The following is a 13,207-nucleotide window of genomic DNA, read 5'->3' on the forward strand; positions in this document are numbered from 1 at the left end:
ATGATGATTCCCACCGAGCCAATCGGAAGCATTCCGCGCCCCCCAGCCCTGATGGCCGCGGTCGAAAACGGCAAGCTCAGCGACAGCGAGCTCGACGCGCTGTACGAGGACGCCGTGCGCGACACCGTCGCCCGCATGGAAGCGACCGGCTCGACCGTCATCAGCGATGGCGAGCAGCGCAAGTACCATAACTTCCTGACCTACTGCGTGCACGGTTCGCACAATACCGCGCCGGACGGGTTCCAGATCCCGTTCGCGGACGGCCACACGCGCCGCATGCCGCGCCTGATGCGCGCCCCGTTCCGCTACGAACGCTACGCCGACAGCTACCTGGCCGTGGCCCGGCGCTATGCCACGGTGGCGGTCAAGCAGGCCGTCATTTCGCCCTCGGCCCTGTCGCTCATGTACCCGTCCGAAGGCTTGCCCGGCTACTCGCGCGACCAGTTCATCGACGACCTGCTGGGCGAGCACGAAACCGAAATCCGGCGCTGCCTGGCGCAAGGCGCGCACAAGGTGCAGGTCGACTTCACCGAAGGCCGGCTGGCCGTCAAGCTCGACCCCAGCGGCGAGCTGCTGTCGAGCTTCATCGACCTGAACAATCTGGCCCTGAACCGCTTTTCCAGCGCCGAGCGCGCGCTGATCGGCGTGCATACCTGCCCCGGCGCCGACCGCGATTCGACCCACAGCCTCGATGTCGACTACGCCGAGCTTCTGCCCAGCCTGTTTGAACTGCAGGTCGGCAGTTTCTACATCGCCCTCGCGAGCGAACCGGACCCGGCCCGCGTACTGAAGATCATCGCCAGGCACCTCAAGCCCGGACAGCGCGTGTTCGTCGGCGTGATCGACCCCATCGATCCGGTCATCGAAACGGCGGAACTGGTGCGCGACCGGATCTTGCACGCGGCCCGGTTCATCGCCCCCGGCCAGCTCGGCAGCACCGACGATTGCGGCTTTTCGCCATTCTGCGACGACCGCTCGACCAGCCGCGATACCGCCTTTGCCAAGATCGCCGCGCGCGTGGCCGGCACCGCGCTGGCCAGCGCCATTCTGCGGGAGCGTGCGTGAGCGAAGAACACGACGAAACAGAACTGATGCGCGCGGTGGCCCTGCGCAACGCCAACAGCCTGCTGGCGGCGCGCCAGCGCGCCCAGCAGGAACTGATGGAAACCAAGGATGCCTTGCGCCACGCCAACACGCGCATGGAAAACATGCTTGAAAGCCTCACCGATGGCTTTTGCGCGGTCGACCGCGGCTGGCGCATCACCTACATCAACGCGCGCGCGCTGCAACTGCTGTCGGCGCGCGGCAAAACCCGCGAAGCCCTGCTCGGCCGCGTCATCTGGGATGAATTTCCCGAACTGCGCACCAGCGCCATGGAAGAACAGTTCCGGGGCGCCATGGATTCCCAGCAAACGACCAGTTTCGAATTCTTTTACCCCAGCCTGGGCAACTGGTTCGACCTGCGCGCCTACCCGTCCGACGGCGGCCTGACCGTCTACTTCCAGGACATCAGCAAGCGCAAGGCCGATGAACAAGCCCTGCTCGACGGCAGCAGCCGCCTCCAGGTGGCGCTCTCGGCCGGGCGGCTGGGCGACTGGCGCTGGGACGCCGGCGCCGACCGCGTGACCCTGGGCGCGCGCGCCGCCGAAATCTTCGGCTTGCCGCCGGAAACCCCGCTGCCCTGGGACAGCCTGCGCGAGCGCCTGCACGATGGCGACAAGGACATGGCGCGCACCGAATTCCTGCAAGCGTTCGCCCAGCACACCGACCTGAACATCGAGTGCCGGGTCGACCGGCCCGATGGCGACCAGTGCTGGATCGGGGTGGTCGGCCGCGCCGATTACGACCGCGACGGCGCCGTGCTCGGCATGACCGGCGTGGTGCAGGACATCAGCACCCGCAAAAGCGCCGAAGACACCCTGCGCGAGAGCGAGGAAGTGCTGCGCGCGCTGGCCAATTCGATTCCCCAGCTGGCCTGGATGGCCCAGGCCGACGGCGCCATCGTCTGGTTCAACAAGCGCTGGTACGAGTACACCGGCACCACGCCCGACCAGATGGTCGGCTGGGGCTGGCAATCGACGCACGACCCGGACGTCTTGCCGCAAATGCTGGTGCGCTGGCATGAATCTATCCGCACCGGCAATCCGTTCGAGATGGAGTTTCCCATCCGCGGCGCCGACGGCGAATACCGCTGGTTCCTCACCCGCGTAAACGCCGTGCGCGACCGGCTCGGCCACGTGGTGCGCTGGTTCGGCACCAATACCGACGTCGACCAGGTCAAGCGCGTGCAGCAAGCCCTGCGCGACGAATCGAACGTGCTCGAACTGCTCAACAGCACCGGCAGCGCGCTCGCTTCCCAGCGCGACCTGCGCTCGCTGCTGCAAACCGTGACCGACGCCGCCACCGGCATCAGCGGCGCCCGCTTCGGCGCCTTCTTTTACCATGGCAAGGACGGCGATGGCGACCTGTTCACCCTGCACACCGTGGCCGGCGTCGCCCCGCCCGAGTTCGAGACCGATGGCGAGCTGCACACCAATGCACTGTTCGGGCCGAATCTGCGCAGCGTCAGCGTGCTGCGCTCGGACGACATCGGCGCCGACCCGCGCTACGCGCCGCCGCACGCGCACGGCGCCACGCCCGAGGACCAGAGCGGGGTGCGCAGCTACCTGGCGGTGCCGGTCATCGCGCGTTCCGGCGAAGTGCTGGGCAGCCTGGTCTTCAGCCACCCGGAAACCGGCATTTTCAGCGAACGCACCGAGCGCATCGTGGGCGGCATCGCGGCCCAGGCCGCCGTGGCGATCGACAACACGCGCCTGTACGAAGCGGCCCAGCACGCGGCCGAAGAGCGCAAGGTGCTGCTGGAAAGCGAACGCTCGGCGCGCGCCGAAGCCGAACGCACCAGCCAGATGAAGGATGAATTCCTGGCCACCCTGTCGCACGAACTGCGCACGCCGCTGTCGGCCATCCTGGGCTGGGCCCAGGTGCTGCGCCGCGGCAGCCGCGACCAGGCCGACCTGCAGCGCGGCCTGCAAACCATCGAGCGCAATGCGCGCGCCCAGGCCCAGCTGATCGAAGACTTGCTCGACATGAGCCGCATCACGTCCGGCAAGGTGCTGCTCGACATGCAGACCGTCGCGCCGGCCGGGTTCATCGACGCCGCCATCGAGACGGTGCGCCCGGCCGCCGACGCCAAGAACATCCGCATCGAGAAATTCTACGCCCCGGGCGTGGGCATGATCGCCGGCGACCCGGCCCGATTGCAGCAGGTGATCTGGAATTTGTTATCGAACGCCATCAAGTTCACCGCGCGCGACGGCATGGTCTGCATCGCCCTGCGCAACGTCGAGGGCCATGTCGAGATCGCCGTCAACGATACCGGGGTCGGCATCAAGCCCGAATTCATGGCCCACGTGTTCGAACGCTTCCGCCAGGGCGACGCCTCCACCACGCGCAAGCACGGCGGACTGGGGCTGGGCCTGTCGATCGTCAAGCACCTGATCGAGCAGCATGGCGGCACGGTGCGCGCCGACAGCCCGGGCGAAGGCCATGGCGCCACGTTCACGATCGAGCTGCCGGCGGCCAACCGCCAGAGCCAGGCTTCGCGCGCCGGCCGCCCCCCTTCCCTGCAGGTGGCGCCGCTGACCCCCGAGATCCTGCTGCGCGACCTGTCGCACCTGAACGTGCTGGTGGTGGACGACGAACCGGACGCGCGCGACCTGATCCGGCGTATATTGTCTGATTGCAACGCCACCGTGCGCACGGCGGCCAGCGCGGCCGACGCCCTGGCCGAGTTCAGGAATGCGCCGCCGGACGTGCTGGTGAGCGACCTGGGCATGCCGGACGTGGACGGTTTCGAGCTGCTGGCGCAGGTGCGCGCGCTCGGCCACGGCGGCGGCGGCGACGTGCCGGCGGTGGCGCTGACCGCCTTTGCGCGCTCCGAAGACCGCCTGCGCGCGCTGGAAGCGGGATTCATGGCGCATATCGCCAAACCGGTCGAGCCTAGCGAGCTGATCGCTACGGTGGCGTCCATGGGGGAAAGCCGGCCGCGCTGACATACAATGGGATTCCTACCGCCGCACGCGGCGCTGTCCTACAAGAAATGTTCGATACACTGTTACACTAGCAACATATTAAAATCGCGCGTGCGCTCTTTGCCGCACGCCCCTCCGCCTTGACCGAGACAACGCATGCCAAGCCGAGAAGACATACTGAACGCAAAAATCCTCGTGGTCGATGATTCGTCAGACAATATCGAACTGATGGAAGAGATATTGCGCGAAGAAGGCTACAACTGCGTCAGCTCGACCATGCTCCCGGAACAAGTCTGTCCGCTGCACCGCCAGCACTGCTACGACCTGATCCTGCTCGACCTGCAAATGCCCGGCATGAACGGCTTCCAGGTCATGAAGGGCCTGAAGGAAATCGAACAGGGTGGCTATCTGCCGGTACTGGCGCTCACGGCCCAGCCCAGTTTCAAGATCGCCGCGCTCGAAGCCGGTGCGCGCGACTTCATCAGCAAACCGTTCGACCTGCTCGAAGTACACAAGCGCATCCATAACATGCTGGAAGTGCGCCTGCTCTACAAGGAACTGGCGCAGTACAGCCGCGCCCAGCAAGAGCTGGCGCTGCACGATCCGCTGACCGGGCTGCCGAACCGGCGCCTGCTGGAAGACCGCATCGAAACCACCTTGCAGCACGCCAACCGGAATCACCACAAGGCCGCGATCATGTATCTCGACCTCGATGGCTTCAAGGCGATCAACGATACCTATGGCCACTCCTACGGCGACGAAGTGCTCAAGATCGTGGCGCAGCGCCTGGTGGCGTCGTCGCGCAAGGAAGATACGGTGGCGCGCCTGGGTGGCGACGAATTCATGGTGGTGCTGGGCGAAGTGTCGGGCCTGGCCGATGCGCATGGGCCGGCGGCCAAGCTGGTCGAGGCCGTGTCCGAACCGTTTTTCATCAACGACCTGACCTTGCGCCTGTCGACCAGTATCGGCATCAGCATCTATCCGGACGACGCCGAAACGGTGGAAGCGCTGATCAGCATTGCCGATTACGCGCTCTACGAGGCCAAGCGCGGCGGCAAAAACCGTTTCTGCGCCACCTCGGCCACGCCGGCCGCACCGCTGGCGCAGGATGCGCTGGTCGTGGCGCCGCGCCGTTAACGGCCCTTACCTCTCTTCAGTCAACAAAAAACCGCCGGTCCCGCCATTGGCGGGAGCGGCGGCTTGGAACACAGGGGACAGCGTCATGCCCTCCCCTGCGCCCCGGATTACTTGGCGCCCTTGCCCCCCTGCTTGGTACTGGCCTCGATCGACTTCGCATGCTGGTGATCGGTGCTGGCGTTGACCATATCGGGCGGTACTTCAATGCGCGTGATGCCCGCATCGACCGAGATCGGATCGCTGGCCGGGAAGGTCATCTCGACTGCATCGTCGAGCAAGGTTTCCTTGGCGGTCTGTTCGTCGGTATCGCACTCTTCGTCGGCCAGCACGTTGATCGCGCTGGCCCACTTGACGAACTTGAGGTTCGCCAGATCGCCGATGGTGGTGATATTGAAGGCGTCGTGCAGCGCCTTGGCGTCCTTGGTGCTCAGGCCGCGCATGGCCGAAAGCGGCGCGTTGCGCAGGTCACGGAAGCATTTGCCGGTAAATTCGGCGTCGACGATGGTGTTGATATTCATGGCTTACCCTTTCAATGTGCCACGCCACGATGGTGGCGATGTGCCGCGCCATTCGGCAGCGGTTGTCCTGATGTCACTATCGCATACGCCCCCACCCAAGTATGTGCGTTAGCGTACCTTGCATTCTGAATGCCACCTATTCGCTTGCATTTTGACATTGGATTACCCGATTGATATGATGAACGCCGCCCCCTCAAGACAGCCGCATTCGCTTTTACCAGGGGCAAATTTCCGGTTCTGCTATCCTGTCGGCAGCAATGCTCCAGACGTGCTTCAACCACCACCGCAGTGCAGGAATGACGTGACAACAATAGAAAAACCGAAGATTCTCGTCGTTAACGATGATCCGGCCAGCCTGCTCGCATTGACCAGCCTGCTGGACCAGTGGGCCGACGAGTCGGGCTACGCCGTCCTGTCCGCCCGCTCGGGCCAGGAAGCCTTGCGCCAGGTCCTCCTGCATGACTTCGCGGTGATCCTTCTCGACGTCAACATGCCCGGCATGGATGGCTTTGAAACGGCCGAAGCCATCCATCAGCGCGCGCGCTCGGCCGACATTCCGATCATCTTCGTCACCGCTTTCCTGGCCGATGAAATCGACCGCCTGAAAGCCTACCAGCGCGGCGCCGCCGATTTCCTGTTCACGCCGGTCATTCCGCAGATCCTGCACGCCAAGGTCCAGGTGTTCGTGGCGCTGGCCACCAAGAACGAGGAACTCAAGCGCCAGACCCACAAGCTGAGCCAGCGCACCACCGAGCTGACCGCCACCAACAAGCGCCTCACCCGCGAAATGGAAGAGCGCCAGGCGGCCGAAGCGAAAAGCCACGCCAAGGATGAATTTCTGGCCATGCTCGGGCACGAACTGCGCAACCCGCTCAGCGCCATCAGCAGCGCCGCTTCGCTGATCGGCCTGCCGGGCGCGCCCGCCGATACGGTCGGCCGCGCCAAGCAGATCATCCAGCGCCAGAGCCAGCACCTGTCGCGCATCGTCGACGACCTGCTCGACCTGTCGCGCGCCATGTCCGGCAAGATCTTGCTCGACAAGCAAACCCTGGACGTCTCCGCCCTCGTCTCCGCCTGCCTGGACACCTTCAAGGCCACCGGCCGCACCGGCAATTATCTGGTCAATGTCAACCTGGAACCGGGCTGGGTCGACGGCGACCCGACCCGCCTCGAACAGATCGCCACCAACCTGATCGACAACGCCCTCAAGTACACCCCGCCCGGCGGCACCATCGACATTGCGGTGACCGATACCGGCAAGGAAGTCGTGCTCGAAGTGCGCGATACCGGGGTCGGCATTTCGGCCGAACTGCTGCCCCACGTGTTCGACGTGTTCGTACAGGGCAGCATCACGCTCGACCGCGCGCAAGGCGGCCTGGGCATCGGTCTGGCCCTGGTGCGGCGCCTGGTCGAGCTGCACGGTGGCAAGGTTTCAGCCCATAGCGACGGCGCCAGCGCCGGCTCCACCTTCGTCATCCACCTGCCGCGCGCCGCTCCCGTGGCGCCAGGCGCCCATCCGGCGCCGGCCGCCCTGGCGCTGGACAGCAAGCCCGCCATCCTGCTGATCGAAGACAACGATGACGGCCGCGAAATGATGGCCACCATGCTCGGCGCCTACGGCTACCCGGTGCGCTACGCGGCCGACGGCGTGCAGGGCGTGCAGATGGCGCGCAGCTTCCTGCCCGACGTCGCCCTGGTCGACATCGGCCTGCCCGGCATCGATGGCTATGAAGTGGCGCGCCGCCTGCGCCAGGACAGCGACACCAGCCACATCAAGCTGATCGCCCTGACCGGCTACGGGCTGGCCGACGACCAGCGGCGCGTGCTCGAAGCCGGCTTCGACAAGCACCTCGTCAAGCCGGTCGACATCGACCACCTGCTCGACGCCATCGGCCAGTGCGTGGCCACTGCGGCCGACTAGGTTGCGGCCGGACGGCGGCGGCCCTACATGGTCGCCGCCACCTCATCCTCGCGCAGCGCCATTTCCTCGGCCAGGGCCGCCAGGTCCAGCTTGTTTTTCTTCGCCTTCGGAAACATTTCCTTCTCTTCTTCCTGGACGTGGTGCGCGATCTGTTCCGACAGTACTTTCACCTTGGCGTCGTACAACTCGTCTTCCGGGTCCATTTCCTGCAGCTGGGCGATCAAGTCTTTCGCGCTGGCATGCTCGACGGTGGCCTCGTCGACCAGCTCTTCATTGTCCTCGCCGGCATCGCGCACGGCCGGGTAGAAAATCTCTTCCTCGATCGTCGCGTGCAGGGTCAGCGCGGTGCAAATCTGGTCGGCAATCTTCTTCTTGCGGTCATTGTCGCCCTCGCCCAGTGCCTCGTATTGCTTGAACAATTCTTCCACCTCGCGATGATCCTCGGTCAGCATCGCGATGGCATCCCTCTTTGTCGTGTTCATGGAAAACTCCCTCGTCCGATGAAAAAAGTGGCAGATAATCGAAGCGCCAGATTGTCCAAAAAGCGCCGCCGCGTATGTGCGCCACTTCACCGTGCGCCCCTGCGCTGCGACAAGCGCGCGAAAGCTGTTGTATGATTTGGGAAACTTTCTTAGAGCCCAGCATGACCTTACCGCCCTCCCCTCCGCTTGACGCCGACCCGGACCGCCAGCTTGCCGGGCGCGACGCCGACCTGACCGAACTGCTCGGCCACCTGACGACCTGCTGGGATGACGAACGACGCCAGCTGGCGCGCAAGCTGCACGACAGCCTCGGCTCGTCGATGACGGCCCTGACCATGCACCTGGCCCTGCTGACCCAGCAACTGCCCAAGGAAAAGGCGCTGCAGGACCGCACCACCCAGATGAAGCAGCTCCTGATGACCATCATCAACACCAACCGCGACATGCAGTTATCGCTGTGGAACGATAAGCTGGAGTTTCTTGGAATCAAATCGGCGATCGCCGAGCTGGTCAGCGATTTCGGCAAGGAGCACCGCGTGGTGGCGCGCTGCAGCCTGCCCGACGACGATGAAACCTACGCGCGCGAGCATGGCGTCGCCCTGCTGCGCGCCCTGGAAGAAGGCTTGCGCAATATTGCCGCGCATGCGGGCGCGACCGAAATCGATGTCATCCTCGACGATGGCGGCGACGAGATCATGCTCACGGTACGCGACAACGGTGTGGGACTGGGCGATCGTTCGGGCGAGTCGTCCGGCTGCCACGGCCTGCGCCTGCTGCGCGAGCGGGCCGCCTACCTGGGCGGGGCGCTGTCGGTGATGCCGGCCCCGCAGCGCGGCACGGTGATGACCCTGACCCTGCCCAAGGCGCCGGTCGCGCACACGGCGGCCGGCGGATGATGCCGTTGGCGTGAGACGTGTCATTTGCGCCACTGTCAGCACTGGCAGAAATGACAGGAAACCGATATCGATGCGGCTTACCCGCGCGGCAGGCCGGCCAGGGGCAGGACCTGCGCTTCAGTGCAGTTTCACCTGCGGCGTGCTGCGCTTGATCAGGAAGCGCGCCAGCGCCAGCACGCCGGTCCGCACATGACCGAGCACGGCCGCGTGATGCATCAGGTGCAGGCTCACATACATCATGCGCGCAAAGAAGCCTTCGACGAACCAGCTCAAGCCCTTGAGCGAGCCCATCAGACTGCCCACGGTGGTGGTCTGGCCGAACGACACCAGCGAACCGTAATCCTTGTATTCGTAGGGCTTCGTTTGCGGCGCCTTGCCCGCCTGCTGGCGCAGGAAGGTCGCCAGCAGATAGTCGGCCTGCTGGTGCGCTGCCTGCGCGCGCGGCGGCACCATCTTGCCCTCGGCGTCGACGCAGGCGGCGCAGTCGCCCATGGCGTAGATGCCCGGCGCATCCTTCACGCGCAGGAAGCCGTCGACCTCGATCTGCCCGCCCTTGGCCAGCGGCAAGCCAAGCGTGGCCAGGAATTCCGGCGCGCGGATGCCGGCCGCCCACACGCACAGGTCGGACGGGTACACATTGCCGTTCTTGTCGCTTACCTGGTCGGGCGCGATGCCCGTCACGCGGCACTCGTTGACCACCTTGATGCCGCGTTCGTGCAGCAGCTTGAGGGCCGCGTTCGACACCCGTTCGGGCAGCGGCGCGAGAATGCGCGGCGCGCCTTCGAGCAAGGTGATGCGCACATCCTGCTGCGGCTTGAGGTGCTGGAAGCCATAGGTGGTGTAGACCGCGCTCGCTTCGCGCAGCTCGGCCGCCAGTTCGACGCCGGTGGCGCCGCCGCCGATGATGACGATATCGACCCCGGCCGCCGGCTCGACCGCCTTGCGCGCATCGGCCCGGGCCAGCAGTTTGAGCAGTTGCAGGCGGAAGCGTTCGGCGTCTTCGGTCGCATTCAGGGAAATCGTGTATTCCCTGGCGCCGGGCACGCCGAAATAATTGGAGGTGCTGCCGACGGCAATCACCAGCGAGCCGAACTCGAGCGTGCGCTCGGGCAGGACTTCCTCGTCCTGGGGCGTGCGGATGGGGCCGATGGTCAGGCGCCTGGCGGCGGCATCAAGTCCGGTCAGGGCCCCGTAGACGAAGCTGAAGCCGTTATCGTGGGCCAGCATCTGGTAGGACAAGCCTTCCTGGTGGATATCGAGGGTGCCGGCTGCGACTTCATGCAGCGAGGGTTTCCAGATGTGCGACAGGCGGCTATCGACGAGAAACACCTTGGACGGCCCCAGCTTGCGGCCCAGTTTGCTGGCCAGTTCCAGGCCGCCCGCCCCACCACCGACAATCACTATTTCGCCGCGCAAAAGTATCTCCCTGAATTTTTTGACAACGACAGTCTACTGCGATCCGGGAAATCGCGCCCACGCTGTACAGGTGGGCACTGGCGCGCCGCTTTGCAGGCGTCAGTTCTTATCGCGGCCGTGACCGTTGCCGTGACCTTTGCCATGCCCGCGATCCTTGTCATGATCGCGATCCTTGCGGTCATGACGATCGCGTCCGCCATCGCGGTCGCGTCCATGGTCCCTGTCGCGCCCGCCGCCGCGCATCTCGCGATAGCGCGGCGCATAGGTATTGGTGTACCAGTCGTCGCGCACGAAATACACCTGGCGCCCGCACGCGTCGTAGCGCGCGCAATGCTTGCTCCATTTTTTCATGTGCCCTGGCGGCACCCGCAGATACACCGGCTCCGGCGCCCCGCGCACATACCGTTCGACCACCACCGGCTGCGTATAGACCACGGGCGGGCGGCCGAAGTCGCCCAGCTCGATGCGTCCGTAAAACCCCGGCTGTCCGATGTTGATGCTGACATTGGTCTGGGCCTGCCCGGACAGGCTCGCGCCCAGCAGGACGGCGGCGATGATCACGCTTTTCATGGTTGCCTCGCAAAGAAAGTCAACGCGCCCGGCAGGCGCGCCGTCAGCCGCCGGCGCCACGCGCCTTGCCGCTCACATTCATTAGTTTAGCAAAAGCAACAGCCAAGTCGGTACGCAAACGCACACAGCCTGCTTCACATGGCCCGGAACAAGGCCATGAAGGGCTGGCTCACGGCCAGCGTCTCGGGCCGGGTGCGCAGGCGCAGCACCCCGCGCCCGGTCTCGTCGCGCGCCACCGAGGCGATCGCCTTGAGGTTGACGATGGTCGAGCGGTGAATCTGGCGGAACATGGCCGGATCGAGCGCCTCGAGCAGTTCGCGGATGGGTTTGCGCAGCAGCGCCTCGCCCTGGGCCGTCATCACCACCGTGTACTTGCTGTCGGCCTGAAAATACGCGACATCCTCGACCATGATCAGGCGCGTTTCCGTTCCCGCGCTGGCGGTCAGCCACACCAGCGGTTCCGGCCTGGCCGGCTGCGGCAGCTCGCGTCCCAGCTGGCGCAGCAAGGCCGTCAGCATGCCGGCGTCCGGGGTGCCGCTGGCCAGGCGCGCCTTGACCCGCTGTACCGTGGCGGCCAGGCGCGCCGGCGCCACCGGCTTGAGCAGGTAATCGAGCGCGCCGCGCTCGAACGCATCGATCGCGTACTGGTCGTAGGCGGTCACGAACACCACCTGCGTGGCCGGGCTGACCTCGGCCAGCGCGGCGGCCACGTCCAGCCCGCTCAGCCCGGGCATGCGGATGTCGAGGAAGGCCACCTGCGGCTGGTGCGCGGCGATCGCGTCGAGCGCGCTGCCGCCATCGTCGCAGGCGGCCACGATGCGCAGCTCCGGCCAGGCGCCGGCGAGCAGCTGCACCAGCGCATCGCGCAGCAGCGGTTCATCTTCGGCAATGACGCAATCAACCATGCAGCTTCTCCTCCAAAGGTGCCGTGACAGCGGCTGAATATGGCACGCTGATCGTGGCCGCCACCCCGCACGGGTAGTTCGACACGATGGTAAAGCCCGCGCCGCTGCCGTACGCCAGGCGCAGCCGCTCGCGCACATTGCGCAGGCCGATCCCGGTGCCGCCCCCTTCGGCGGAAAAGCCGCGTCCATCGTCGGCCACCGTCAGCGCCAGCGCGCCGTCGTGCACGCGCGCGATGATCCACACCGTGCCGCCGCCCGGTTTCGGTTCCAGCCCGTGCTTGATGGCGTTTTCGACCAGGGTTTGCAGCATCATGGCGGGAAACGGGGCCCCGTGCAATGGCGCCGCCACCTCGACCTGCAGGCGCAGGCGCGGCCCCATGCGGATGGCCAGGATGTCGAGATAGGCGCGCACGCGCTCGAGTTCATGGCCCAGGGTCGCGAGCGCGTCGTCGGTGCGCGGCAGCGAGTTGCGCAGGTAGGTGATCAGGTTGCCCAGCATCTCGTCGGCGCGCGCCGGATCGCTGCGGGTCAGCAACTGCGCATTGGCCAGGGTGTTGTAGAGAAAATGCGGTTCGACCTGCGCATGCAGCAAGCTCAGCTTGGCGACGGTCAGCTCCTTCTCGGTCGCCGTCTGGATCGCCGCGGCCTGCTCGCTGCGGCGCCGCTCGGCCACCCGGCGCGCCACGGCGCGCCCGATGGCGTCGGCGTTTTCCAGGTTGGCGCCGGCGTCGAGCAGGAACCAGTCGGTCCAGGCCCAGCGTTCCGGTTCGCAGATCAGGGTCACGCTGCCCGCGTCGCCATTCGGCGTGACGGTGACGATGACCTGGTTGCCGCTCGGCCCGCTGTGGCCGGTCATTTGAAACAGCAAGCCACCGCGGTAAGGATGCAGGTAACGGATCTTGGCGCGCACCTGCAGGCTGTCGCGCGCACTGTCGACCTGCTCGGCGCCGGGCAATTCGCGGATCGCGGCATCGATGATGTCGAACGTCTCGCCGGCCTCGAACGGCACTTCGATCTGGCGCCGCTGGCGGCTGGCCAGGGTGCCGGGATTGACCTCGCCGGTGAGCAGGCGCACCCGCCGCACATGCGAAAACGCGGTCACCGCGGCCAATCCCGCAGCGCCCAGCACGAGCAGCAACAGGGCGCTGCCGCTGTCGCGGTCGTGCAGCAGCGTATGCGCCAGCGTGATCGCCAGGATCGTATTGGCGATGGTCCACGCCAGGGTCACGCGGAAGATAAAAAAGAAACTCGTCATGATGAGCAATTCCAGTCAGGGAGGGGTGAAACGACTATAGCAAGCGCTCCCTGGCGGGCGGGACCGAATCCGACGA

Annotated in this window: 11 protein-coding genes; 5 read left to right on the top strand and 6 right to left on the bottom strand. The window is 65.8% G+C overall.

All coding sequences use genetic code 11. The annotated features are described in order from the left end of the window. The first annotated feature begins 3 nt into the window (after nt 1-3). The 3 genes from RBA41_RS06695 to RBA41_RS06705 all read left to right on the top strand — a co-directional run bounded on the left by RBA41_RS06695 (nt 4) and on the right by RBA41_RS06705 (nt 5,168). Nucleotides 4-1,065, top strand: a complete 1,062-nt coding sequence (locus RBA41_RS06695; protein WP_306622744.1) for a uroporphyrinogen decarboxylase/cobalamine-independent methonine synthase family protein — start codon at nt 4-6, stop codon at nt 1,063-1,065. Beyond that, the gene (locus RBA41_RS06700; RefSeq protein ID WP_306622301.1) at nt 1,062-4,052 is read left to right on the top strand and encodes a hybrid sensor histidine kinase/response regulator; all 2,991 of its coding nucleotides are present in this window, start codon (nt 1,062-1,064) and stop codon (nt 4,050-4,052) included. The genes RBA41_RS06695 and RBA41_RS06700 overlap by 4 nt, the downstream gene beginning before the upstream one ends. A 135-nt stretch (nt 4,053-4,187) precedes the next feature. Beyond that, nucleotides 4,188-5,168: a GGDEF domain-containing response regulator gene (locus RBA41_RS06705; protein WP_306622303.1), complete on the top strand. Its 981-nt coding sequence runs from the start codon at nt 4,188-4,190 to the stop codon at nt 5,166-5,168. Between the two features lie 107 nt (nt 5,169-5,275). Here the strand turns inward: RBA41_RS06705 and RBA41_RS06710 are convergent, their stop codons facing one another. Beyond that, complete coding sequence (locus tag RBA41_RS06710) at nt 5,276-5,686, bottom strand: hypothetical protein (protein ID WP_306622305.1); 411 nt, start codon at nt 5,684-5,686, stop codon at nt 5,276-5,278. Between the two features lie 301 nt (nt 5,687-5,987). On the opposite strand from RBA41_RS06710, the gene RBA41_RS06715 reads away from it, so the two are divergent. Continuing rightward, a complete protein-coding gene (locus RBA41_RS06715; protein WP_306622307.1) occupies nt 5,988-7,607 on the top strand; it encodes a response regulator in 1,620 nt (539 codons plus the stop codon). A gap of 23 nt (nt 7,608-7,630) precedes the next feature. On the opposite strand, the gene RBA41_RS06720 is transcribed toward RBA41_RS06715, so the two are convergent. Then, nucleotides 7,631-8,089: a hemerythrin domain-containing protein gene (locus RBA41_RS06720; RefSeq protein ID WP_306622309.1), complete on the bottom strand. Its 459-nt coding sequence runs from the start codon at nt 8,087-8,089 to the stop codon at nt 7,631-7,633. A 161-nt stretch (nt 8,090-8,250) separates the two neighbouring features. On the opposite strand from RBA41_RS06720, the gene RBA41_RS06725 reads away from it, so the two are divergent. After that, nucleotides 8,251-8,985 carry a sensor histidine kinase gene (locus RBA41_RS06725; RefSeq protein WP_306622311.1) on the top strand — a complete coding sequence of 245 codons (735 nt, stop codon included), beginning with the start codon at nt 8,251-8,253 and terminating at the stop codon, nt 8,983-8,985. A gap of 117 nt (nt 8,986-9,102) precedes the next feature. Here RBA41_RS06725 and RBA41_RS06730 read toward each other — a convergent pair whose 3' ends face one another. The 4 genes from RBA41_RS06730 to RBA41_RS06745 form a co-directional block, all read right to left on the bottom strand. After that, the gene (locus tag RBA41_RS06730) at nt 9,103-10,401 is read right to left on the bottom strand and encodes an NAD(P)/FAD-dependent oxidoreductase (protein ID WP_306622313.1); all 1,299 of its coding nucleotides are present in this window, start codon (nt 10,399-10,401) and stop codon (nt 9,103-9,105) included. A 99-nt stretch (nt 10,402-10,500) separates the two neighbouring features. Next, nucleotides 10,501-10,971, bottom strand: coding sequence for a hypothetical protein (locus tag RBA41_RS06735; RefSeq protein WP_306622315.1), 471 nt, complete (start codon nt 10,969-10,971; stop codon nt 10,501-10,503). Between the two features lie 134 nt (nt 10,972-11,105). Continuing rightward, a complete protein-coding gene (locus RBA41_RS06740; RefSeq protein ID WP_306622317.1) occupies nt 11,106-11,876 on the bottom strand; it encodes a LytR/AlgR family response regulator transcription factor in 771 nt (256 codons plus the stop codon). Beyond that, entirely contained in the window at nt 11,869-13,131 is a 1,263-nt protein-coding gene (locus RBA41_RS06745; RefSeq protein ID WP_306622319.1) for a sensor histidine kinase, read from the bottom strand. The genes RBA41_RS06740 and RBA41_RS06745 overlap by 8 nt, the downstream gene beginning before the upstream one ends. Between the last annotated feature and the right edge of the window lie 76 nt (nt 13,132-13,207).

The sequence above is a fragment of the Massilia scottii genome (assembly GCF_030846495.1).
Lineage (GTDB): Bacteria > Pseudomonadota > Gammaproteobacteria > Burkholderiales > Burkholderiaceae_D > Telluria_A > Telluria_A violaceinigra.